The sequence below is a fragment of the Carnobacterium sp. genome (assembly GCF_045617425.1).
GTDB lineage: Bacteria > Bacillota > Bacilli > Lactobacillales > Carnobacteriaceae > Carnobacterium_B.
This window is the reverse complement of sequence record NZ_JAZLIO010000015.1, coordinates 63783-87667: the sequence shown is the minus strand read 5'-3', so window position 1 is coordinate 87667 and position 23885 is coordinate 63783. Positions and strand designations below refer to the sequence as shown.

21 protein-coding genes are annotated in these 23885 nt (G+C 34.2%); 15 read left to right on the top strand and 6 right to left on the bottom strand.

Annotation, left to right across the window (positions count from 1 at the left end):
- Nucleotides 1–60: 60 nt before the first annotated feature.
- The 5 genes from ACKI3H_RS07805 to ACKI3H_RS07785 all read right to left on the bottom strand — a co-directional run bounded on the left by ACKI3H_RS07805 (nucleotide 61) and on the right by ACKI3H_RS07785 (nucleotide 4177).
- The gene (locus ACKI3H_RS07805; protein WP_407371716.1) at nucleotides 61–279 is read right to left on the bottom strand and encodes a TRIC cation channel family protein; all 219 of its coding nucleotides are present in this window, start codon (nucleotides 277–279) and stop codon (nucleotides 61–63) included.
- Nucleotides 272–427 (bottom strand): TRIC cation channel family protein, encoded by a 156-nt coding sequence (locus ACKI3H_RS07800; protein WP_407371715.1) that lies wholly within the window; start codon nucleotides 425–427, stop codon nucleotides 272–274. The genes ACKI3H_RS07805 and ACKI3H_RS07800 overlap by 8 nt, the downstream gene beginning before the upstream one ends.
- Before the next feature lie 227 nt (nucleotides 428–654).
- Nucleotides 655–1599, bottom strand: coding sequence for an acetylxylan esterase (locus ACKI3H_RS07795; RefSeq protein ID WP_407371714.1), 945 nt, complete (start codon nucleotides 1597–1599; stop codon nucleotides 655–657).
- Nucleotide 1600: 1 nt separating this feature from the next.
- A complete protein-coding gene (locus ACKI3H_RS07790; RefSeq protein ID WP_407371713.1) occupies nucleotides 1601–2806 on the bottom strand; it encodes an AGE family epimerase/isomerase in 1206 nt (401 codons plus the stop codon).
- Nucleotides 2807–2839: 33 nt separating this feature from the next.
- Entirely contained in the window at nucleotides 2840–4177 is a 1338-nt protein-coding gene (locus ACKI3H_RS07785; RefSeq protein WP_407371712.1) for an MATE family efflux transporter, read from the bottom strand.
- A gap of 155 nt (nucleotides 4178–4332) precedes the next feature.
- On the opposite strand from ACKI3H_RS07785, the gene ACKI3H_RS07780 reads away from it, so the two are divergent.
- The 15 genes from ACKI3H_RS07780 to ACKI3H_RS07710 all read left to right on the top strand — a co-directional run bounded on the left by ACKI3H_RS07780 (nucleotide 4333) and on the right by ACKI3H_RS07710 (nucleotide 23056).
- Nucleotides 4333–5262, top strand: coding sequence for a glycoside hydrolase family 113 (locus ACKI3H_RS07780; protein ID WP_407371711.1), 930 nt, complete (start codon nucleotides 4333–4335; stop codon nucleotides 5260–5262).
- Between the two features lie 90 nt (nucleotides 5263–5352).
- On the top strand, nucleotides 5353–6675 hold the full coding sequence (locus ACKI3H_RS07775; protein WP_407371710.1) for an ABC transporter substrate-binding protein: 1323 nt from the start codon (nucleotides 5353–5355) through the stop codon (nucleotides 6673–6675).
- A gap of 62 nt (nucleotides 6676–6737) precedes the next feature.
- Nucleotides 6738–7616 (top strand): carbohydrate ABC transporter permease, encoded by an 879-nt coding sequence (locus tag ACKI3H_RS07770; RefSeq protein ID WP_407371709.1) that lies wholly within the window; start codon nucleotides 6738–6740, stop codon nucleotides 7614–7616.
- A 42-nt stretch (nucleotides 7617–7658) separates the two neighbouring features.
- Nucleotides 7659–8477 (top strand): carbohydrate ABC transporter permease, encoded by an 819-nt coding sequence (locus ACKI3H_RS07765; RefSeq protein WP_407371955.1) that lies wholly within the window; start codon nucleotides 7659–7661, stop codon nucleotides 8475–8477.
- 25 nt (nucleotides 8478–8502) lie between these two features.
- Complete coding sequence (locus ACKI3H_RS07760) at nucleotides 8503–9102, top strand: hypothetical protein (RefSeq protein ID WP_407371708.1); 600 nt, start codon at nucleotides 8503–8505, stop codon at nucleotides 9100–9102.
- A gap of 37 nt (nucleotides 9103–9139) precedes the next feature.
- Nucleotides 9140–11371, top strand: coding sequence for an alpha-galactosidase (locus ACKI3H_RS07755; protein WP_407371707.1), 2232 nt, complete (start codon nucleotides 9140–9142; stop codon nucleotides 11369–11371).
- A 22-nt stretch (nucleotides 11372–11393) separates the two neighbouring features.
- Nucleotides 11394–12806, top strand: coding sequence for a glycoside hydrolase family 1 protein (locus ACKI3H_RS07750; RefSeq protein ID WP_407371706.1), 1413 nt, complete (start codon nucleotides 11394–11396; stop codon nucleotides 12804–12806).
- 166 nt (nucleotides 12807–12972) lie between these two features.
- A complete protein-coding gene (locus ACKI3H_RS07745; RefSeq protein ID WP_407371705.1) occupies nucleotides 12973–13686 on the top strand; it encodes a GntR family transcriptional regulator in 714 nt (237 codons plus the stop codon).
- A 203-nt stretch (nucleotides 13687–13889) separates the two neighbouring features.
- Nucleotides 13890–14783, top strand: a complete 894-nt coding sequence (locus tag ACKI3H_RS07740; protein ID WP_407371704.1) for an ROK family protein — start codon at nucleotides 13890–13892, stop codon at nucleotides 14781–14783.
- A gap of 92 nt (nucleotides 14784–14875) precedes the next feature.
- Nucleotides 14876–15472, top strand: a complete 597-nt coding sequence (locus ACKI3H_RS07735; protein ID WP_407371703.1) for a hypothetical protein — start codon at nucleotides 14876–14878, stop codon at nucleotides 15470–15472.
- Nucleotides 15473–15931: 459 nt separating this feature from the next.
- On the top strand, nucleotides 15932–16984 hold the full coding sequence (locus ACKI3H_RS07730) for a glycosyltransferase (RefSeq protein ID WP_407371702.1): 1053 nt from the start codon (nucleotides 15932–15934) through the stop codon (nucleotides 16982–16984).
- The gene (locus ACKI3H_RS07725; protein WP_407371701.1) at nucleotides 16981–19191 is read left to right on the top strand and encodes a glycosyltransferase; all 2211 of its coding nucleotides are present in this window, start codon (nucleotides 16981–16983) and stop codon (nucleotides 19189–19191) included. The genes ACKI3H_RS07730 and ACKI3H_RS07725 overlap by 4 nt, the downstream gene beginning before the upstream one ends.
- A complete protein-coding gene (locus ACKI3H_RS07720; protein WP_407371700.1) occupies nucleotides 19188–21032 on the top strand; it encodes a lantibiotic ABC transporter permease in 1845 nt (614 codons plus the stop codon). The genes ACKI3H_RS07725 and ACKI3H_RS07720 overlap by 4 nt, the downstream gene beginning before the upstream one ends.
- 144 nt (nucleotides 21033–21176) lie before the next feature.
- The gene (locus ACKI3H_RS07715; RefSeq protein WP_407371699.1) at nucleotides 21177–21899 is read left to right on the top strand and encodes an EAL domain-containing protein; all 723 of its coding nucleotides are present in this window, start codon (nucleotides 21177–21179) and stop codon (nucleotides 21897–21899) included.
- A gap of 59 nt (nucleotides 21900–21958) precedes the next feature.
- Nucleotides 21959–23056, top strand: coding sequence for a GGDEF domain-containing protein (locus ACKI3H_RS07710; protein WP_407371698.1), 1098 nt, complete (start codon nucleotides 21959–21961; stop codon nucleotides 23054–23056).
- Between the two features lie 51 nt (nucleotides 23057–23107).
- Here the strand turns inward: ACKI3H_RS07710 and ACKI3H_RS07705 are convergent, their stop codons facing one another.
- A complete protein-coding gene (locus tag ACKI3H_RS07705) occupies nucleotides 23108–23710 on the bottom strand; it encodes a hypothetical protein (protein WP_407371697.1) in 603 nt (200 codons plus the stop codon).
- Between the last annotated feature and the right edge of the window lie 175 nt (nucleotides 23711–23885).

The window sequence follows — 23885 nt, the reverse complement described above, 5'->3', positions numbered from 1 at the left end:
CAATCGAAATGAAGAGTATAATCGTTACATATGGACCATTAACCCAATTTAATCCAATAATCAACCAGCGATTGCAGCCCACAAAGCATAAACGTCTGAATGGAAAATCATAGGTTTACGCCCGGCAAATATATCTCTTAGTAATCCTCCACCTGCACCAGTGATAACAGCAGCAAGAACAACTGCGACTGCTGGTACTTCAGTGGAAACAGCATAAATTGCACATTGTATAGCAAACGCTGCTAAACCAATAGCATCAAAAAACTCGATGCTATTCACTTTCCAAAGGATATTCCAAATGCTGTGTAAAGCCTAAACTATAAATTCCAAGGATATCATAGTTTACTTTTATTGCGATAAATGCACCACTCATTGCAAAGGCAATTGTACCGATAATATTTATAATTTCCCAAGCCATTCCTGTCATTTCAACTACCTCTATTCTATCTATTTTTCTATACGAGCATACATAAATAAAAGGTTATAGAAAAAATAAGTGATTTTATTAAGAGGGATTAGAAATCCATATACTTGATGAGAACATGGACTGCTCTAAAAATCAGCATAAGAAAAAAGCAAGAAAATAGGTGTTGATGATTTTACTCACCAACACCTATTGATAGAGAATCTAGGTTCATATTATGGACAGGTAATTTAATTTAAAAAGTAACTACGCATTTCATCGCTGACTTTAGGCAGGTATTCATGACCGTATTCTGGTAAAACGACAAGCTGTTTTTTTGAAGTGAGTTTATTGTAAGTTGCCATTTGCGTAATTGGCGGAACAACAGCATCTTGCATTCCAATAACCCAACAAACCTCTGCTTTTATACGAGGAGCGAAGTGTTGAATATCAATATATTCCAATGTGTCAAACACTTCGGTTTCCCGTTTATGCAGAGGATCACGGAACTGAAACCAATACGGAATCTCTTCAAAAGCAGAGGTCTGAGCACCTAAAGCATAAGCTTTTCTATAATCAGAAAGGAACGGATAAGAAACATAAATTCGATATAAGTCCGGAACGAGTCCAGCACATGCAATGGTTAGACCGCCACCTTGAGAAGCACCTTGAGCGTAAATGCGAGTTTCATCTACAAATGCCATTTCTTTTAGGATGCGAGCGGCATGAGCAGTATCAAGGAAGACTTGTCTGAAATAAAGATTACCTTTACCTTCTTCCATACCTCGAATAATAAGACCTTTCATAACACCTCCGTTTGTTTGAGTACAATCTTGAGAAAGACCACCTTGTCCGCGAGCATCTAAAGCTAAAACGACAAAGCCCTCAGCTGCCCAACCAATTTTGTCTTGGAAATCACCTGAATCAGTATGGTATCCATGGAACTGCAGCATGCCCTTCAATTTTTTACCAGTGGTTTCTTTTGGTGTAATAAGCTGACAGTGGATAATCGCACCATCAACGCCTTTGAATGTTAAATGGTAAAAGTTGGCTACTTGCGAAGGTATATCTACCGGATCTAGTATGTAATCAAGTGAAAGAGACTCCATTTCACGTAATCCTTTTTCCCAAAAAGCATCAAAATCAGATGGTCTGATGCCGCTGCCAGTATAATTTTCCAAATCTTTCATTTCCATGCTAGTTTTCCTCCAGACGTTTGATCATTTCTAAATAAAAGCGAACTGTATGATAAGGTCCTTTCCATATATCGGATATGTTTTCTTCTGAGTTCCCATTTTTGAGAAATACAGATAACAATTGATTATTTTTGTCCAAACGAGAATACCATTCGCTTCCGGGACGGTCATCCACAAAATTTTGTTGAACTAACTGAATTAATTTTAGAGCTGCTTTCCGATATTCGAGGTTTCCAGATTGTTGAAATGCATGATATAAACCAATAATAGCTTCTGCTTCTACCCACCAGACTTTTGTTTGATCAAGATGAGAACCATCAGCATGATTAATCATCCAACCGGTTTCATCTAGACCATTTTCGTAGCAATAAGCAGCGAGTGAAGCCGTCATGTCACGTACTTCTTTATCTAATTCATCGTTAATCTTGCAATGTTCTAAAGTTTCATCAAGTAACCACGAAGTTTCGATATCATGACCGTAAGAAACTTCAGGAATGACCGAATTCCAGTTTTGGTCGAACTCTTGTTGGCAGTAACCAGCAGGATGAAAGATACGAGTAGTGAATAACTTTAATAAATGCTGAATTTTTTCTAATAACGCTTCATTTGGCCATACTGTGTAGAGGTTTGTATATGCTTCTAGTAAATGTAAATGTGTATTTGTTGTATACCTTACTTTAGAATTTTGAGAAGCAACTTGTGAAAGTGGCTTTTTCTTCCATACCTGATCAAACTCTTCTTCATAGCCAAGAGTAGTTGGATTATACGCATGTTCTTCAATAAGTAGATAAAGTTTCTTCGCGTATTCAAGTGCATCAGAATCTGGATTAATTTTAGCGTATTCACTTAGACCATAAATAGCAAAGGATTGTGCATAAACATGTTTAATTAAATTAACTGGTTTACCTTCAGCATCGACAAGCCAAAAAATGCCACCATATTTCATATCCCATAAAGTATCTAGCATAAAACGGTAAGCATGATCTGCAGCGAGTTTGTACTCATCCTTTTTCATAGTTTCGTAGGAATGGGAAAAAGTCCATAAGAATCGAGACATCATGACACCACCTTTAGGAGCTAGCGGGTAGGATTTCAAATCAATCGATAGTTTACCGTAAAAACCACCATTTACATTATCTTGCTGAGAAAGCCAAAAAGGCAACACTTTACTCATAAGCTGATTTTCTAAAACTAATTTTATTTGCACTTTTCTCCCCCCTTATAAGTATCAATTTTTTTATCAAGCAATAAGTGTTTTTAACCATCCTTTACGTAAGGTACGCCTTACACCTATAATAGCCCGAATAATTTCATGCGAATTAGCGATGAAAAAAATACTCCAAAGTGGCCAGCCAAAATATACCGAAAGAAAAGCCATGGGGATCCCCCATAACCAAACGGATAAGGTATCTAGCCACATCACGAATATTGTATCTCCACCAACACGCAAAATTCCAACATTATTTACATAGTTTAAATGTTTAAATGGCAAAAGAATGACATAAGCTAATAACACCTGTTTTACGAGTTCTTCCACATTATTTGTTATATTGTAAAATTGTAGGATCATTGGTGAAAATAAAAGAATAACTCCACTGATGATAATGGAAAGAATAGTGGTCAATCGAATGAATTGCTTGGCATAAAATAAAGCTTTATCATACTTTTCTCCGCCTAATTGATTTCCAATCATTACACTTGAAGCATCGCTTAGTCCAGTAAATATACAAACAAAAAGAAAAACGAGTGGGTCGATTAGTGAAATAGCAGCAGTTTGATTGGTTCCTGTTCGGGTATAAAGCCAAAAGAAAACCAGTTCACCTATTGTCCAAGTCAGATGATTGATGATGGAAGGGATCGTTATTTTCCAGTATTGACGGCTTATTTTTGGTATAGGTTGATTGTTGTTTGGATTGGTCTTTAAAATCCCTTTGTTGATGAATATTGAAAAAAGCAAAGCTGTTTGGATAATTCTGGCCAATAAAGTTGCTATTGCTGCTCCCTGAATACCATATGCTGGAAGACCGAAAGGACCAAAGATTAGAATCCAATTGAAGAAGGTATTGGTCAAGAGCGTAAGGACGCTGTAAAAAGTAGGTCTTTTGACTTCTCCAATAGTCTTTAAAGTTACACTAAATATCATAGATAATGCAGTAAAGAGATAACTAGCACTTATGATGCGCAAGAAAGATATAGCTTCAGAAATCACTAAAGCATCTTTAGAGAAAATTCCAATTATGGCAGGAGTGAAAAATAAAGTTAGCAAAGCAAAGAACATCGAAAAAAGAGAAGCGATTTTTGTTACTAAAATAAGTGTCTGTTTAACACCGACACTATCGTTTTTACCCCAGTACTGTGCTGAAAAGATAGTTGCACCGCTGGCAAAACCTTGCAAAATAACAACCATAAACTGAGTGAACTTATTAGATATGCCTACCGCCGCAATGGATTCTACGCCTAAGCTTCCTACCATAACTGAATCTACTATATTTAACCCAGATGTAATCATCAATTGGATGGTGATAGGTAATGCAAAGGACCACATTGTTTTGTAAAAGAGACGTTTTTCTTCTTTCATATATCCTCCTTTGTGGTATCGAACGAGTAGTGAAATATAAGATATTCAACTTTATTCTTTACAAACAAATAAAATTGATGAATAATATTGGTACCGCATACAATAATAAATATATACTTTAGTTTTAAAAAGTCAATACGTAAAAGGAGGTTATTATGGAATATATTAAAGGAGTAACATTTGGTTATATGAGTCAACGTGGCGAATGGGAGAAGGAAGAAGCATTTGAATCACTACGCTTGTTAAAAGAACGCTGTGCTATTACACATGTCATATTAGCAGTTGTAGTTGAGCAAGAAACGGTACATACGACTAAAATTAATTGGCAAGCTGATACTGTTTTAAGTGATTCAGAGGTAAGGAAAATGATTGCATTTGCACAGGAAGTAGGCTTAAAAGTAATTTTGAAACCAATGGTAAATATAGCAGATGGCACGTGGCGTGCCCATATCAACTTTTTTGAGTACGATGTACCTTGTGAACCGAAGTGGTCAGATTGGTTCACTTCATATACCGAATTTATTACTCATTACGCACAAATTTCTGAAGAAACAACATGTGATATGTTTGTTGTAGGTTGTGAATTAGTAAATAGTGACCGTCGAGAAAAAGAATGGCGTAAGGTTGTATATTCTGTGCGAAAAGAATACACAGGACTGATCACCTACAATTGCGATAAATATCAAGAAAATCATCTGACTTGGTGGGATGCAGTCGATGTGATATCATCATCCGGTTATTATCCAGTTGATAAATGGAAACAGGAATTAAAACGAATTGAAAAAGTAGTAGAAAGAGAACAAAAACCATTTTTTTTCTGTGAAGCAGGATGTGCCAGTCGATCAGGTTCAAAGTGGTTGCCAAATAACTGGGAGTTAGAAGGATCTGTCGATAACTTAGGACAAAAAGAATGGTACGAAGAGATGTTTCGTCAAACAGACGTATATGAATGGGTAGGAGGTTTTGGGCTTTGGGATTGGAAGTCTAACTTGTATCCTATTCAAAAAGCAACTACAAATCAAGATTATGCATTATATGGAAAACCTGCAGAAGCAGTTGTTAGATGTTATTTCAAAAATAAATAAAAAAATTCTTTAAAAGTATATACATTTAAAATTAAACATGCTATTCTATTTCTGTAAGCGTTTACTACTACTATTTAGGAGGATATAGAGATGAAAAGAAAGTCTATTTTGGGTAAAGCTAGTTTAACAGGTTTAGCAATTGCATCTATCTTGACACTAACGGCATGTGGTGGAGAAAGTACAAAAGAAACGGACGCAGCAAATGATGTAGAAACAATCACATTCATTAATCACAAGACAGACTGGGAAACGAACGGCAAATGGGATGAGTACATAGCAGAGTTTAATGAAGAACATCCTGATATTAAAGTGGAAATTGAAACCATTACCGATTATGTAGGACAAATGAAGACACGTATGAATACAAAAGAATATGGAGATTTAGTAATGTTGCCTGCTGATATTTCGCCGCAAGATTTTGAATTGTTCTTCGAACCTTTAGGAGACAAAGAAGAATTAGGCGAAGTATATATGGGACTGAATGACCGTTCATTTGAAGGTGTTCAATATGGTATTCCATCACAAATGAATGCCACAGGAATGGTTGTAAACATGCAAGTATTTGAAGACGCTGGCATCACTGAATTTCCAAAGACTCAAGAAGATTTTATTGCTGCCTTAGAAACAATCAAAGAAAATGATCCTGAAGTTACACCATTATACACAAACTATGCTGCAGGGTGGACATTATCTAACTGGGACTTCACACGTACAGGAGTTTCTGGTGATCCAGACGTAACAACAAAATTAGCACAAGATACTGCTCCATTTGACAAAGGTGACACAATGTACACAATCTATGACACGTTATATCAAGTCGCTAATAAAGGGTTGATTGAAGCTGATCCAACAACATCTGACTGGGAACAATCAAAAGTAGACTTAGCAAATGGAAAAGTTGGGGTTATGGTTTTGGGAAGCTGGGCGGTACCACAAATCCAAGAAATCGTTCCTGAGAATGCAGAAGATATCACATTCCAAACCTTCCCAGTAACAGCAGAAGACGGCGAACAATATATGGGCATTGGTGGAGATTACAACTATGCCGTTAATGTGAATAGCGAACATAAAGAAGCAGCTCGTACTTTATTAGATTGGTTAGTGAATGAATCAGATTACGCAGTAGAAAATGGTGGTTTATCAGCTGTAATAGGTGGAGATTATCCAGCAGCATTGCAAGCTAGCCAAGAAGCTGGTGTTATCTTACTGGAAGAAAATCCAGCTCCTGAAGGTAAAGAATCTTTATTCCCTGATGTGAACAACATGTCTGAACTAGGTGTTGGTTCTACTGACTTAGAAAAACAACGCATCATTGACGCAGGTGTAGGAAACACAGATGAAAAACTTGAAGACATTATGAAAGAATTTAATACACGATGGGCTGATGCGATCGAAACAGTTGGCAATAACTAATTGATTTAAAGGAGCGTCCTTATTTAGTGGGGACGCTCGATTTTTTAATGGAGGGATAAAGTGTGCATAAAATAAAATTAAATCAAAATTCAGAAAAAAGGTTGCTCATCTTCTTATTTACAATTATTCCAATAGCTTTATTGTTGCTGTTTTCTTATTATCCATTAGTTAAGATGTTCCAATATAGTTTAACTGACTGGAACGGGATAACCCCTGAACCTAATTTTGTCGGTGTAGATAACTATCGGACGGTTCTAACAAATCCAAACTACTTTGCAGTTTTCAAAACAAGTTTATACTACTTCATCGCTACATTTTTTCAACTAGGTATCGCGCTATTATTCGCAACGTTGCTATCATTTAAAGTCAAATTCGCTAATTTTTGGAAAGGTGTTTTATTCTTCCCATATTTGTTGAATGGTGTGGCAATTGGTTTCATCTTTTTGTATTTCTATAAAGGTGGCGGTACATTAGATACGGTCTTATCATTCCTAGGATTAGACGGTCAAATTCGTCTCTGGTTAGGGGATCGTTCAATCAATAATATTTCTTTAGCCTTTACTTCAGTATGGCGCTATACCGGTTTTAATTTCTTGATTTTTTTAGGGGCTATCCAATCGGTCAATCCTGAAATATATGAAGCAGCTGATATTGATGGCGCTAGCCAATGGGATAAGTTTCTATACATTATTGTTCCAAGTATAAAAAATATTATCTTTTTAAATATTATTTTAGGTATCAGTGGTTCACTGAGTGTATTCGATATTCCTTATATCATGACGGGTGGTTCAAACGGAACAACAACATTTGTCATACAAACAATCTCAACAGCCTTTAAATACAATAAAACTGGTTTGGCTTCTGCAATGGGAATCATTCTGTTAATGATTGTGATTGTGGTTACTGTAATCCAACGTTTAGCCATACGAGAAAAGAGGTAGAATATGGAATTGACGCAGACAACGTATAAAAAGAAAAATAAAATGAAACTATCGGTTGGAAGTGTATTCAAGTATGCAGTCCTCACTTTAGGGGTCATTATAGCAATGTTGCCCATACTAGTTGTTTTGATTGGTTCATTTAAGTCAAATGAAGAATTTTTATCAACAGGCGTATTGGCACTGCCAAAAACGATAGACTTTACCAACTATGTAACGGCATTTGTCGATGGAGAAATGTTGACTGGTTTCAAAAACACGCTGATTATTTTTGTTGTCAGTATGGTAGGGAAATTAACATTAGGATCAATGTTTGCTTATGCAATGAATCGTTTCGATTTTCGCTTTAAGAAAATTATTTTGACATTGTTTATGACAGCAATGCTGATTCCGGGAATAACAAGTCAAGTAGCAACATTTCAAATCATTGAAGGGTTAGGTTTATTTAATACGATTTGGTCAGTAATTGTCTTAAATCTTGGTACGGATGTTATAGCACTCTATATTTTTATGCAGTACTTGGATGAGATTCCTATTTCATTAGACGAATCGGCTATTTTAGATGGAGCATCATATTTCCAAATTTTTTGGAAAATCATTTTGCCTAACTTAAAGGCTCCAATTGTGACCATGTTGATTATTAGTGGAGTAGGTGTCTACAATGACTTTTATAATCCTTTCCTTTACATGCCAGGAAGAGAGCTAAAAGTTATCTCAACTGCACTTTTTGCATTTAAAGGCCCTTACGGAACCAACTGGCCAGTTATTTTAGCAGGTGTCATGATTGTAATTATACCTATTCTAATTGTGTTCCTCTCATTACAAAAATACATCTATAACGGTATCGCAGGTTCAGTAAAATAATTGACTTGAGAAAGGAAGAACAAAAATGAGAAAAGCCCCAAGATTGACACAATCTATAGAAATAATTTATGCGTTTGTTGTTGGATCATTACATTATTGGGGTACACTCATCCGTTCTGGTCTCATCTATGGTTTTTCAGATGCTGCACTAGGTATGGTGTTTTTTCTACAAGAAGCGAAAGGACTTTCCAAGAACGGGTCAAATATTGAACAAGTTAAAATAGAAAAAAATAGAGGGAACGTGCCTTATGGAAAAGGACTTTCATTTATATGGACGGGATTGCTAAGTCTATGCGTAGCCAGTTTTCTTTCTATTAAAATGGGAGTTGTGTATTCCATAAGTAGTCTCCTATTAGTAACTAGTTTAACGCTATTTTCCTTTTATCATGTTTTTTTAGTGCTAGCCATTTGTTTGTCTAGTGATAGAAATGAGACATATAAAGGGAAGTGGTTTTATGCCTATACTTTGGACTACCTGATTCGTAATCCATTTAAAAGTTTATTTATTCTGATGCTGACATGGAGCGCGATGGGGATAGCCTATTTTAATTTGATACTGTTTATTTTTCTTGTTCCTAGTATCTATTGGTTACTAATTCAAAAAGGTTTGAAAGTAAAATTATAATCAGTTTTCTTTACATCAATTTGCAAAGGAGTAAACCATGAATAAATATGTTTATCTAAATGAAGGTAAAAAAGAATTTCATCTTACAAATGGTAAAATAAGCTATATATTCCGAGTAATGGAACAAACAAATGTATTAGAACAATTATATGTAGGAAAAGCCATTCGGCATCGTGATTCATTTGCACATCTCATTGAGCGTGAAGTGAGACCATCAAATAATCAAATGGTGAATGATTACACGACATCTTTGGAGCACGTAAAGCAAGAGATGCCGGCTTATGGGACAACAGACTTTAGATACCCAGCTATTGAACTGCGATACGCAGATGGTGATCATATCAGCCACTTTGAGTATCAAAGCTTTGCTATTATAGAAGGAAAGAAAAAACTAGAAGGGATGCCTGCTACTTTTGCTACATCAAAGGAAGCAACTACCTTAGAGATTGGATTGAAGGATCGCTATTCAGAAGTAGTTTTGACTCTTTCGTACACACTGTTTCACGATTTGAGTGTCATTACCAGATATGCAAAAATAGAAAACCAAGGAACTCAATCCATTACTATTGAACGCTTGATGAGTATGAATATTGATTTCCCGACTGCTGATTATGATTTTATTCATTTACATGGCGCTTGGGCACGAGAAGCACAAGTAGAAAGAAAAGAACTAATTACAGGAGTACAACATATCTCTAGTACGCGGGGAGCTAGCAGTCATGCTCATAATCCTTTTTTTGCACTTGCAAAAAAAGATGCAACGGAACATAAAGGAGAAGTATTTGGATTTAGTTTTGTTTACAGTGGTAATTTTTTAGCTCAAGTTGAAGTAGATACATATGATGTGACCCGAGCAATGTTGGGAATAAATCCACACCAGTTTGAATGGAAACTAGACGCTGGGAAAATGTTTACTACACCTGAAGCCGTAATGGTTTACAGTGAAAATGGGTTAAATGGAATGAGCCAAATGTTCCATACGTTGTATCTGGAACAATTGATCAATCCAAAGTGGGCAAAACGAGAAAGACCCATTCTGATTAATAACTGGGAAGCAACTTACTTTAATTTTAATGAAACAAAAATCTTGGAAATTGCTACAGATGCGAAGTCTCTAGGGATTGAGTTATTTGTATTAGATGATGGGTGGTTCGGGAAACGTGACAATGATTCTAGCTCACTAGGAAATTGGGAAGTGGATAAATCAAAATTGCCAAACGGAATTGTAGGACTAGCTAAAAAAATACATGCTATGGATTTGAAATTTGGTCTATGGTTCGAACCTGAAATGGTATCTGTAGGTACACCTATTCATGATGCTCATCCAGAATGGGTTATTGGTCATCCACAAAAAAATATTTCTCATGGACGAAACCAATATGTCCTAGACTTTTCCCGTCCAGAAGTTGTGGAGGATATCTTTGAGCAGATGGATGCGATTCTCAGTAGTAATGAGATCGATTACATCAAATGGGATATGAACCGTTACATTTCTGAAGCCTACTCACAACATTTACCTGCAACACAGCAAAGAGAAGTGATGCATCGTTATATTTTAGGTGTCTATGCGTTATATGAAAAAATTCTAGCGAAATATCCAGATTTATTGATTGAATCCTGTGCAGGAGGCGGTGGACGTTTTGACCCAGGATTGTTATATTATGCGCCTCAAACCTGGACAAGTGACGACACAGATGCCGTTGAGCGATTGAAGATCCAATATGGAACATCTTTTATTTATCCATTGTCAGCAATTGGAAGCCATGTTTCAGAAGTGCCCAATCATCAAGTTGCTCGTAAAACGTCATTGAAAATGCGTGGAGATGTTGCAGCATTTGGAACTTTTGGATATGAATTAGATAGCACAAAGTTAAATGAACCGGATAAAAAGATCATCAAAGAACAAATCAAGCAAGTAAAAGAATGGCAACCCTTGATCCATCAAGGGACGTTTTACCGTTTGAAAAGTCCATTTGAAGAAAATGTAACAGCATGGATGGTTGTATCACTTGATCAAAAAGAGGCATTAGTTGGTGTCTACCAAGTATTGGCAAAACCGAATCCTGTTTATGAACGGATCCAATTGACAGGATTGAAAGAAAATCAGTTGTATCAAATCAATGAAGACGAAACTTTACGTTATGGTGATGATTTAATGCAGGTTGGACTATTACTAGGAGAAAACTATATTGGACGCGCTCATGAATATTGGAGTCGCGACATGCCAGGAGATTACGCAAGTCGTATCTATTATTTGAAAGAAAAATAATCAGTAGTTAGGATGAGTAGAAATGAAAGTAGAATTTCCAAAAGATTTTTGGTGGGGAGCCGCGACATCTGGACCCCAAAGCGAAGGACGTTTCAACAAACAACATGCAAATGTATTTGATCATTGGTACGAAATTGAGCCAGAAGCATTCTACGATCAAGTAGGACCAGATACAGCTTCCAACTTTTATAATAGTTACAAACAAGATATTACAATGATGAAAGAGATTGGGTTCAACTCTTTTCGTACATCTATTCAGTGGTCACGATTGATTGATGACTTAGAAGAAGGGACTGTTAACGAAGATGCGGTTCGATTCTACAATGCAGTCATTGATGAATGTCTTGCACAAGGTATTCGTCCAGTTATCAATTTGCTGCATTTTGATTTACCCGTAGAATTACAAAAGAAATATGGCGGTTGGGAATCAAAATATGTAGTGGATTTATTTGCGAAGTTTGCTTCACAATGTTTCCGTTTGTTTGGCGATCGTGTTGAGGATTGGTTTACGTTCAATGAACCATTAGTCATCGTTGATGGTGCATATTTATATCAATTCCACTACCCAAATATCGTTGATGGAAAAAAAGCGATTCAAGTTGCTTATAACATCTCTCTAGCTTCAGCAAAAGCTATCGCAGCCTATCGTGAAATCAATACGAATCCAGATGGCAGAATCGGTATTATCTTGAATTTAACACCTTCTTACCCAGCAACAGATTCGCCAGCAGATATAGCGGCAGCTCATTTTGCAAATTTATGGATGAATGATATGTTTTTAGGTGCTTCTACAAAAGGCCAGTTTCCTCAAGAATTAATAGATATTTTGAAAAAAGATGGAGTACTATGGAAATCAACGGATGAGGAAATGGCAATTATCAAAGCAAATACGATAGATGTTCTTGGAGTCAACTTTTACCATCCTCATAGAGTTAAACAACCAAATGTCTCGGCTGACAGTTTAGCAGTTGATTGGATGCCAACGAAATATTTTGATGACTATGAGATGCCAGGACGACGCATGAATGTAGATAAGGGGTGGGAAATTTATCCTCAAGCACTCCATGACATTGCATTGAACATTCGTGATAACTATGACAATATTCCATGGTTCGTATCGGAGAATGGTATGGGGGTTTCTAGAGAAGAGCGTTATTTAAGCGAAGAAGGAATAATCGAAGACGATTACCGAATCCAATTCATTCAAGAACATCTTTATTGGCTGGCTAAGGGAATAGATGAAGGCTCTAATTGTTTTGGCTACCACTTATGGACGCCCATTGATTGCTGGTCATGGAAAAATGCTTATCGTAATCGTTATGGTTTAATATCCAATAATATCCATACTCAGGTAAAAACAATTAAAAAATCTGGTCACTGGTTCAAAAAAGTTGCTGAAGAAAACCACTTTAATTTACCGGAGAGTTTAATGTAATTGTTACTAATCTTATAAGAAAATCTTTTGGAAATGCAGATGTTGAAGAAAATTTGTCAAGAAATAGGAATTTCGCTATACTAAAGATATAGACTTTTTCTGTACTGCCCTATAAACATAGTGCTGTTTTCAGAAATAAACTGAGGTAGCGAAAGGGACAATAAAAATGAAAAAGTACATCATGATTTCTAACGATATACGCAATAAAATTTTAAAAGGAGAGTACGTTGCTAATCAACGATTGCCTTTTGAAAAAGATTTGTGTATCCAATACGATTCTAGCAAGATGACAATTAAAAAAGCCGTAGATATCTTAGTAACTGAAGGCTTGATTATCAAGAGAAGAGGATCTGGAACGTTTGTGAAAGATCTCAATCCAGAAGAAATCGAACGTGTCATCATGGCAAATCAATTCCGTGGTACAACAGCACTTTATCCAGATAAAAAAGTTTCTAGTAAAATTTTAAATTTTTCTATTGTACAAGTACCCGAACATGCGGCTAAAAAATTAAACATAACATCGGATAATTTTGTTTATGATATTCGTCGGGTTCGTTACGTTAATGATAAGCCCGTCGTAATAGAAGAAATGTATATGCCCATTGATCTCATTCCTGGAATCAAAGAAAAGAATATTAAAGAATCCATTTATGAGTATCTTGAAAATGAATTACATCTGAAGATTCAAAGCGCACATAGAACTGTCTCTGTTCGTAAAGCAACGGAGTTTGAAGCAGAAAAACTCGGACTTGAAAGTGGAGACCCTGTTGCTGTAGCTGAGCAAGTAGGTTATTTAGATACTGGAAATACCTTTGAGTTTTCTATATCTATCCATCGTTATGACGAATTCTCAGTAGAAATTGTCTTAACACGTGATTAAATGAAGTGGGAAAAATGATCATCTGACTAAATAAAAAATAAAAATTTTTACAGAAAAAGCCAATATAGGGATATTCTCTGTCGTTGGCTTTTTCCTTTTTAATAGTTTAATTTGAAAGAAAAAGTGAATTATTGGGTAAATAAGTTACTAATATGAATAATGAAATGAGAAAACTATTAACTAAATTGATGGGAAGTGACTAGATGAGTATTGTTGTATTTGATATTGGCGGATCAGCAGTTAAATTTGGATTGTTTGAAAATGAAGAATTAAGTAATAAAGGTTCATTTTATACACCAAAAAATTGGGATGATATGAAAGAAGAAATGATGAAGGTTTATGCTAGCTTTACTAAAGATCATTCAGTCAAGGGTGTAGCAATCAGTGCCCCGGGTGCTGTTGATGCACAAGAAGGGACTATCAGTGGAATAAGTGCGGTTCCTTATCTTCATTTTTTCCCAATCAAGAAAGAATGGGAAAATCTATTTGGAGTACCAGTTTCAATGGAGAATGATGCCAATTGTGCTGCATTAGCAGAAGTATGGTATGGAGCTGCTAAAAATATCCAACACGCTTTGTTCTTAATCATTGGTTCTGGTATTGGCGGGTCCGTTGTTATTGATCGTAAGTTATTTAAAGGGAAAGATCTTTTCGGGGGAGAATTTGGCTACATGTTGTTAGATGGTGAACATACGTTAAGCGAAATGGGAAGTCCAGTTCAAACTGCAGAACGTTATGGAAAAGAAATGGGATTAAATACAGTTGTGGATGGAAAGCATCTTTTTAAAGAAGCGGATAGAGGAGAACCACTGGCAGTTAAATATGTGGACGGTCTTATTGATGGCCTAGCACGAGGGATTTATAATCTTTCTATTAGTTTTAATCCTGATATGGTTGTTATTGGTGGTGGGATATCTGTCAGAGAAGACCTTATTCAACGTTTGCATGAACGGACTTCCTTTTATTTAGAACGTCAAAGAGCACAAGATGTTAAATTAAACATTCAAGTTTGTGAATTTCACAATGATGCTAACTTGATTGGCGCTGTGGCTCATTTTGAACAAACGGGGTATGATAAAAATAATATAGCGACTTAGAACTTCCTTTGTTAAAATAAAACTTCAATATGCAATTCCGGATATTAAAAGTAGAACTATTATTTTATATAGAAAACATGGAGGAACTAGGTATGACATTTGAACCAACTGAGAGTTTAGACACTTATTATAACGAAAATATTTTATCAATTGATAAAAGACTTTGTGAGTTATTAAATGACCGTAAAAAAATTGTAAATAGAGAACTGATTCCTCCTGACAAGGTCGTTTCTAATTTGGCTGATGAGTACGGTTTTCAAAAAGAGTATTTACAATCGTTCTTTACAACAATAGGTATGGAAGACATCTTTCAACCGATTGTTGAACCAGTTCAATTTAGGAAATATTTGCCTGTGCTTAAAACATATGAAAATCAAGGAGTGTTATACACTGTGACCTATATTCGGCAGTATATTAACGCGAGTGTACTATATTTACACATTGATTGGGAGGAGAGGGATGAGTCTATTGAATTTAGCTATGATCCAAATCTTTTTGACTTGTTCATTGATGATACGTATATTTGTCGATCAGAAGGAGGAGGAACAACCGGACATATGAGTTCTAGTTACATTATTTCACCTTCTTTGCCAGATGATCTTAATGGAATTGAACTAGTCTTTAAAGAACTTGGCAGACCTTTTACAGAAAATCCAACTGGTTTTGAATTTTCAATTAAGCTAGGGTAGAAATAACATCTGTCATTTGAGATGATACAGCTAAAAAAACTGACTTGCTTTTAATTAAGCAAGTCAGTTTTTTTGTAACAATCGTTACTTTTATTAGTTTTTTAAACTATGGTAATGTCTTATATAATTCTAATCAATTGTGAACAAGAGTAACATAACTGTGGAATAAAAAGGACTATTGGATATAAAAGTAATGGATAAAAAAAATTGTATGTGATATAAATAACAGAATGAACTGTTTAAGAATCTAATGAAAATAAATTTTACTTTATTATGAATAAGAAATATATATATAATTAGTTTCTTTTGCAGTTAGCTTTTGGGAGTTCTGTAAAAATTGAAGTGGGATGTACTCTATCTCTCTTCAATTTTTTTACAGTGATTAAAGTTAAATAATAAGCTAGATTATGAAAGTTAAAATTGGAACTTTATCTATATAGAGATTTGAAGGAGGATGATATGGAAAATATAGTAATTGTCATACCATCTTTGGAACCAGACGAAAAATTACTTACGTTGTTAGCAACAATTAGAAAAATGCAACCCACTACAATTCCTATTGTGATTGTAGATGATGGTAGCGGGAGCTCATTTGAAAATGTTTTTCAAAGTGCAAAAGATGAATTTGATTGTGTGGTTATAAAGCATGAACAGAACTTTGGCAAAGGAAGAGCATTGAAGACTGCCATGAATTATGTGTTGGAGCACTTTGGAAATGCTAAAGGAGTTGTTACGATTGACTCAGATGGACAACACCAATATAAGGATATGGCGATTTGTGTGGATGCATTTAATGTGCATGATGATGCTTTAATTATGGGAGTAAGAAGTTTCGATGGAAAAGTACCTCTTAGAAGTAAATTTGGAAATTTACTGACAAGAAAAATAATGAAAGCCACAACAGGAATTAAATTAACAGATACTCAAACAGGATTAAGGGTTATCCCGCGGGTTTTTATGGAACAATTAATCAATACCTCAGGAGAACGTTTCGAATATGAAATGACTATGTTATTAGAAGCGAAAAATCAAAATATAGCTATTATAGAAGTACCAATTAAAACAATTTATATCGAAGAAAATCAATCTTCTCATTTTCATGCTTTATTTGATTCTATAGCTATTTATGCTGTTTTTATGAGGTATCTTTTTTCATCTGTTTTTTCTTTTTTAATTGATATCAGTCTTTTTTCTCTTATCATTTATTTTATAGGAGAAAGTAATTTTCAAACGATTACTGTAGCTTCATACGTTGCTCGCAGTGTGTCTTCATTATTTAATTATGTTGTGAATAATTACATTGTGTTTAAAAATAGCAGTTCTAATAGTCTTATTAAATACTATGGGTTAGTTATTGTACAAACGTTTGTCTCAAGTTTCTTCGTGTCAATGGTGCATAATAGGCTAATGGATTTTAGTCCTACAATCTTAAAAGTAGTAATAGATTTATTATTGTTCTTAATTAGTTTTTATGTTCAAAAAAAATGGGTTTTTCATAAGGTGGTCAAATGAAAGATAATAAAAAAATACTTTATCTGGCAGCAGTTTTATTTTCAGTCATTTACTTAGTGTGGAGACTGTTCTTTACTTTGCCTTTATCGGGATCATTATTTGCACTTATTTTTGGTATAGCGCTTTGGATAAGTGAAGTTGTTTCAAATTTCACAGCATTTATTTTAATTTGGAGCAAGAGTAAAGAAAAAATGTTGGAAAAACCGATAGTAGAAAATGAAGAATATCCACATGTAGATGTCATCATAGCCACACACAATGAAGATGTAGAATTATTATATAAAACGGTCAATGGTTGTGTTCATATGGAATACCCGGATCCTTCGAAAGTTCATATTTACTTGTCTGATGATACTAATAGAAAAGAAGTAAAAGAATTAGCAAAACAGTTTAATGTAGGATACGCAGGTTTTGAAAATAATAAACATGCAAAGTCGGGAAATTTGAATAATGCATTAAGGTTAACAAATTCTCCTTTAGTAGCAACGTTCGATGCAGACATGATTCCTTATTCGAAATTTTTAATGGAAACTGTTCCTTACTTTATGGAAGATTTCAGAGCTAAAGACGATCCAGATCGTAAACATATTGGCTTTATTCAAACACCACAAAGTTTTTATAATGCCGATATTTTTCAATATAATTTATTCTCAGAAAACTCCATAGCTAATGAACAAGATTTTTTTTCTAAAGAGGTAAATGTATTAAATAATGCACATGATACTGCTATATATACAGGATCGAATACATTGATTTTAAGGAAAGCGATTGAGGTGGCTGGCGGCTTTCCTACTAATACGATTACAGAAGATTTTCAATTGGGTGCCAAGATAAACAGTTGTGGCTATAGAAGTATTTCAACGCTTGAACCTATGGCCAGTGGTTTGACCCCATCTGATTTTCAAAGTGTCTTAAAACAACGTATAAGATGGGCACGGGGGGTCATTCGTAGTATATATAATTTGCGTATATTAACTAATCCGGATTTTAATTGGAATCAGAAAATGGTTTTTTTGAATAGCTATTTGTATTGGTGGTCATTTTTCAGGCGGCTTCTTTATGTGTTTGCTCCAATATTATTTACAGTGTTCGATATTCGGGTAGTGGATACTGACTTTTGGGTGTTAATGTGTTTTTGGTTGCCTGGTTATTTTTTATTGCAACGAGCTATGACTAGTGTTTCGGGCGAAATCAGATCGCAGCGTTGGGGAGAAATACAAGAAACTATCTTTGCTCCTTATTTAGTGGTACCTGTATTCTTAGAATCTATTGGGATTACAGAAAAAAAATTCAAAGTTACTAAAAAAACGGTGAATAGGTCACGTTATGAATTGTTGTATGTCGTGCCTCATCTTATTATGCTTCTTCTTTCTCTTTATGGTTTAATCAAATTCAACTATGGAAAGTTCGGGTCGGAATTATTGTATGGTAGTGTTATTACATTTTGGTTACTACACCATACTGTTAATCTTTCGTATGCTGTTTTATTTTCTTTAGGTCGCCCAATTTATCGCAAATTTGAAAGATTTTATGCAAAAGAAGCTCTAACAGTAACGTATTTAAATCATGAGTATTCTCTGTATACAACTAATATATCAGAAGAAGGACTTTCCTTCTTTTCTGAAGAACCTATTTATTTTCCACCAGATGTTTGGCTCAATTTTGCTATACAAACGGATCAGCATAGTGTAGAGGTGAGAGGGAAAATTGCTAGAGTAATGGAACAATCTGATGGTTGGTTATATGGAGTTTGGATTGAAAAACCAACACTAGATGACAAACAAGCCTATTTTCAGTTAGTCTATGATCGAAGTAATCAATATTTGCCAAAGAAACATGATGTGTGGCTATCGCCATTGGATGGTTTAATAGATAATCTTATCCAACATTTCTCAATAAAAAAACCAGTTACTTCTCAAAAAATAGCTAAATTCCCAATTATTACAATGAATGAAAGTATAGAGATTCAGGATACTCCTGTAAAGGTAAAACAATTTGATTTTCAAACAATGGTGATAGAAAGTAATGTTGTAGGTATCATGCAAAAGAAAATAGATTTCCTATACAAAAAGGTAGTATTTAAACTTACGTTATCTGAATTTAATGTGACGACTGGTGAATATGTTTATCTAGTAGATAATCTAAACGACTTAATTGAGGAAAATTCTTTTCATGATTTAGTGAAGGATTGGAGCAACAAAGGATGATAAATATAGGATTACGCTTGTTTCTTTTTGGCTTGTCAACATATGGGTATCGATTATCTATTGAAAGGAAGTTTGATTATCCACCAAAGTTGTCCTTAGTAGTTGTTTTTTGTGTGAATATACTTGTTTTGTATTTTGCTTCTTTAACAGGATTTTTATATAGCACTGCACTCGTGATGTTCTTTATTGGAATGATTCTTTTTGGATATAATTTTTTTAAATATAAAGATTATGTTATCAATAGGCTTTTTTCGTTAGATCTGATTAGAATATGGATGCTCGGTTATTTTTTGATTATTTCTGTTGTTTTAGTGCAATCAAACTTGGTTCACTATGATAATTTTTCTCACTGGGGCTTAATTGTCAAATATCTTATTACAGAAGCTTCACTACCTACTGCTGCAACTGGGATTATAAGTTTTACATCTTATCCCATCGGATCTTCTCTGTTCGTTTATTATGTCACCCTAATTGTAGGATATCATGAAGGTGTTATGTTGTTAGGTCAATTTATCCTCATTGTTGCCGCACTGTATTCTCTATTTGCTGTTATACGAGATTCTTCTAAGTCTCTTATGACTAGTAGTTTATTTTTTACTATAGCTCTATTTAATTATTTCAATATAGCCATTCGAATGAATAACTTATTGGTCGATTTTATGTTGCCATTGTTAGCATTAGCTGCAATTTCAGGTATTTATGTGTTGAGAAAAAACTTTCTTCTTTCATCCATTCATACGGTTATACTATTATCTACATTAGCTGTTGTTAAAAATAGTGGATTGTTTTTTGTGCTGATTGTACTGATTTATTATATATATATAAGTATAAAGCACTTCAATAAAGAGTATTCTAAACTAATGTATGTATTAGGAATTGGCTCAACAATCCTTTTTTCTATGGTTACTTTTATACTTTGGGATATACATGTGGAAAATACCTTTACAGAAGAAGTGTCTAAACATAGTGTGAACATAGGGTCTTATCAAGATATATTTGCGGAAAAGACAAACGAAATAACCAGTCAAATTGTCCAATCGTTTAGTTCAACTATTACAGATTGGCATAGTTTATCTACTCAAGGAATCATACTTATAAATATTCTTTTTATTGGATCTTTTCTCATCATTCGGGTAATCTTTAAAAGAAAGTCTAGTCTGATCAAGATGTTGCTTTTGACGGATACTATCATTCTTCTGTATTATGTAGGGATATTAGGAATGTTTTTATTTTCTATGCCTATAGATGAAGCATTAGTATTAGCCGGGTTTGAAAGATATGCTTCAAGTATGGTTATTTTTTCTTTAGGCATTTTCTCGATAACGATTGTACAAGAAATGGACTCGCTTCTCTATGAACAAAATATAGCGATGCGAAACCATAAATCTTATAAAACTATCAAAACAAAAAAATATTATCAATACGGTTCCATATTATTGTTATTTTTTTCTACAGGTTTAGTTTTATCTGAAAGTAATGGTATGATGTTTATGAATAAGAGTTATGAAAATGAAATACCTTATTTAGTAAAAAGTGTTACGAAGGACAATCAAAATTTGAACAATGCAAGTTATCTGATAGTAAGTGCAGATAAAGAAAATATAGACAACTATTATACGCAGTATGTAGGGAAATATTATTTATACTCAAACCAGGTGGATGCGATTGAAAATTTTATTATTTCGGATGAAGAGTTTATAACGACGTTGTCTAATTATGATTATATAGTAGTAATTGATGAACACTATACGTTTAATGCACTAACTAAAAAATTACTAAATATTAATATAGAGCAAAAGATATATAGTTCTGAGGAATTGCTCACTCACTACACTAATTAATTAACTTCCAAGTAGTCATTATTGAATGAACCATGATTTAAACCTAAGCCGTTCTCTAGTTAAATGGTAAAATGAGAAATAGATGTATGACTTATCTTTTAATGGAAGTGACCGATTTAATATAGTAGTAAGGGAGGCCTTTAAATGGATGAATTTCAATTGTACTTTCAACCTAAAGTCGATGTACGACACGATCGAGTAGTTGGATATGAGGTATTGTTAAGAAATAAAGAACAAAATCCGTATTATCCAGTAGGGAAAATGGCTAATATTTTAAAAAATCAAGAAGAGCATTACTATTTTTTGAAATGGTTTCAAGATGAAATGACGCAGGTATTGCATTCAGCACCCACAGAAAAATTTGCTATTAATTTTGCACCAAATCAATTACTTTACCCGGAAACGCATATTTTTTTTACAAACATGCAACAATTTGTTGAACAATTGATAATCGAAGTAACAGAAGAACCACCATTGTTTGTTGATACAATAAATAATTTGGGTGCTTTAACAGTTGATCAGCAACTTCATTCTGCTTTTTTATCAATCAAAGAAAAAGGATATTACATCGCATTAGATGATGTAGATTCGGGAAAAAATTCGTTAGATGAGGTTTTGAAATATACTTCTTATCTAGACCAAATTAAATTTTCGATTGTAAAATGCGATAAAAAAGATTTAAATGAAGAGACGTTAAATCTGTTCCTAACTGCTTGGAAACATTTTTCTGAAGATTATCATCTTGATTTCATTGTGGAAGGAATTGAAGATCAAGAGACAAGTGACAGATTAAAAAAACAAGGGATATTCATCCAACAAGGCTACTATTTTGGAAAACCTTCAAAAAAGATAAAGAAGTGTTGTTAAGAAAGTACTGATTTATGTAGTTATTATTTCCTGTGTCTGGCTGATGGAAGGAGGTTTGCATGCTGACATCTATTTTCTTAAATGTTATTGCTAATATCTCGATTCTCACTACAGCATCCTATATATTGGTTAAACTGATTCCCAAAAAGAAAATATATACGATTAGCTTAAGTCAAAGGCTCTGGATGATTGGTTTATCTGGGGTGACAAGTTCTCTTTTAATGCTATTTTCAGTAAAATTACCTGAAAATGTCATTTTAGACTTCAGGCATGTTATTTTAATTTTGCTGGTTTATTATTTTGGCAGCTCAGTTTCTTTTCCAATAGCTGTATTGATGGCAGTGTTGCGTTTACTATGGGGAATCAATCCTAGTTCAATTCGAACAGCGTCAATATATATTGTACTTGGTCTGGTATTGCCTTATGTGTGTAAAAAACTAATGAAATGGTTTAACCGATATGCTATTTTACTGATGCTTAATGCGATTTGTGTGTCAACTATTGCTCTGAACTTATTTCTTTTATATGATAATCTTTTATTGAGTACTTTTATTTGCTTAAGCGTATTGCTTCTTTCAAGTAGTGTAGTTATTGCTGTTACATTATTTATTGAAGATTTGATAAGAATGCGGTCTTTATTTTTAAAAGAGCAAGAACGTGCAAAAATGGATTACTTAACTGGTTTATACAATATGAGGGAATTCAATAAAAAATGGCAATCGATTGCCGCAAATGATTCAGTTCGAACAACAGCTTTCATGATGCTGGATATTGATCATTTTAAATGCATAAATGATAAGTATGGACATGCAAATGGTAATTTTATCTTACGACAGCTAGCTACAATTTTAAAAGTTGGAGCTCCAGATAGTGAACTTGTTTACCGTGTTGGAGGGGAAGAATTCTGTTTAATCTTAAACAACTTACCGTATACTGAACAAAAAAAAATTGCCGAAAAAGTTAGAGCTAATGTAGCAAGTAAAGAATTTTTATTGGAAAATGGAGCTGGCATCAATATGACTATATCGATTGGGTTAGCTGCCTCTACTCAAAAAAAAGATATGAAAAATCTGTTCCGGTTAGCCGATCGTTGTTTATACAAGGCCAAAAATCAAGGGAGAAACAGAGTAATTGGAGCAACATTGGAAAGTGAGTAGAACGCAAAAAACGGAGTAGTTCATTCTACTCCGTTTTTTTGCTTAGCTAAATCAGTATTTCTTTTTAGGATGGCGGTCTACAGGTTCAGGATATTTCAGTATAAGTTCTTCTCCCACTGGAGTGATTTTATATCCTCTAATGTTAAAATGAGGACCAAGTTGCTCATCCGTTAAGTGTTCTGTAGCAAGTTTCATTAATTCTGGTTTTTTTAGTTTAGAATAGCCGGTAAGGTCAAATTGTTTTAAAATAGCTTTTAGTTGTGCAGCATTCAGATACGGTAACGAATCAGATGGAGAAAGTTCGTATGCATATCCTTTTTTTTGAAGTTCATCTAAGGCTTGAGCACCATTGATACCATAATCGTACTCAAAGTATTTTGGATATCCGCTCATATTTGTAAATGTTCCAAAATTTATACGCCACAGTAAAATTAAATGACCAGGCAATATGTCTTCTTCATAACGAATCGTATTTCTTTTTGGTACTAGCTTTTCAGAGCCAATAGACACTGCAGCTAACCATTTCTCTAAATCACGTTCAGGTGAAATATAAGGAACTTCAGCATAATCTTGATAAAGTTCAAAAGCAGCTTTAACTTTTGGATCACTCAAATCCAGATGGCTGTTTTGTTTGTCGACATTAGTAGTATTCACAAAAAAACCTCCTTTTCATTAGTCTATTTTCTTTCCAAAAAACAGAGCAAATTGTATACATTAATAGTATAGTATCTTTTGATTTTTCACAAGAAGAGTAAAAAAAACTAAGTATATAAGTGACTTAGCGTGTTCAGTGAGCCCTTGCAGCAGTTGTTATCGATACAAATTATCT

What these genes read in the sequence shown, in the direction of transcription:
- ACKI3H_RS07800 (WP_407371715.1), bottom strand. Translation starts at nt 427, where the DNA reads ATGACAGGAATGGCTTGGGAAATTATAAATATTATCGGTACAATTGCC.
- ACKI3H_RS07795 (WP_407371714.1), bottom strand. Translation starts at nt 1,599, where the DNA reads ATGGAAATGAAAGATTTGGAAAATTATACTGGCAGCGGCATCAGACCA.
- ACKI3H_RS07785 (WP_407371712.1), bottom strand. Translation starts at nt 4,177, where the DNA reads ATGAAAGAAGAAAAACGTCTCTTTTACAAAACAATGTGGTCCTTTGCA.
- ACKI3H_RS07780 (WP_407371711.1), top strand. Translation starts at nt 4,333, where the DNA reads ATGGAATATATTAAAGGAGTAACATTTGGTTATATGAGTCAACGTGGC.
- ACKI3H_RS07775 (WP_407371710.1), top strand. Translation starts at nt 5,353, where the DNA reads ATGAAAAGAAAGTCTATTTTGGGTAAAGCTAGTTTAACAGGTTTAGCA.
- ACKI3H_RS07765 (WP_407371955.1), top strand. Translation starts at nt 7,659, where the DNA reads ATGAAACTATCGGTTGGAAGTGTATTCAAGTATGCAGTCCTCACTTTA.
- ACKI3H_RS07760 (WP_407371708.1), top strand. Translation starts at nt 8,503, where the DNA reads ATGAGAAAAGCCCCAAGATTGACACAATCTATAGAAATAATTTATGCG.
- ACKI3H_RS07755 (WP_407371707.1), top strand. Translation starts at nt 9,140, where the DNA reads ATGAATAAATATGTTTATCTAAATGAAGGTAAAAAAGAATTTCATCTT.
- ACKI3H_RS07750 (WP_407371706.1), top strand. Translation starts at nt 11,394, where the DNA reads ATGAAAGTAGAATTTCCAAAAGATTTTTGGTGGGGAGCCGCGACATCT.
- ACKI3H_RS07745 (WP_407371705.1), top strand. Translation starts at nt 12,973, where the DNA reads ATGAAAAAGTACATCATGATTTCTAACGATATACGCAATAAAATTTTA.
- ACKI3H_RS07740 (WP_407371704.1), top strand. Translation starts at nt 13,890, where the DNA reads ATGAGTATTGTTGTATTTGATATTGGCGGATCAGCAGTTAAATTTGGA.
- ACKI3H_RS07735 (WP_407371703.1), top strand. Translation starts at nt 14,876, where the DNA reads ATGACATTTGAACCAACTGAGAGTTTAGACACTTATTATAACGAAAAT.
- ACKI3H_RS07730 (WP_407371702.1), top strand. Translation starts at nt 15,932, where the DNA reads ATGGAAAATATAGTAATTGTCATACCATCTTTGGAACCAGACGAAAAA.
- ACKI3H_RS07725 (WP_407371701.1), top strand. Translation starts at nt 16,981, where the DNA reads ATGAAAGATAATAAAAAAATACTTTATCTGGCAGCAGTTTTATTTTCA.
- ACKI3H_RS07720 (WP_407371700.1), top strand. Translation starts at nt 19,188, where the DNA reads ATGATAAATATAGGATTACGCTTGTTTCTTTTTGGCTTGTCAACATAT.
- ACKI3H_RS07715 (WP_407371699.1), top strand. Translation starts at nt 21,177, where the DNA reads ATGGATGAATTTCAATTGTACTTTCAACCTAAAGTCGATGTACGACAC.
- ACKI3H_RS07710 (WP_407371698.1), top strand. Translation starts at nt 21,959, where the DNA reads ATGCTGACATCTATTTTCTTAAATGTTATTGCTAATATCTCGATTCTC.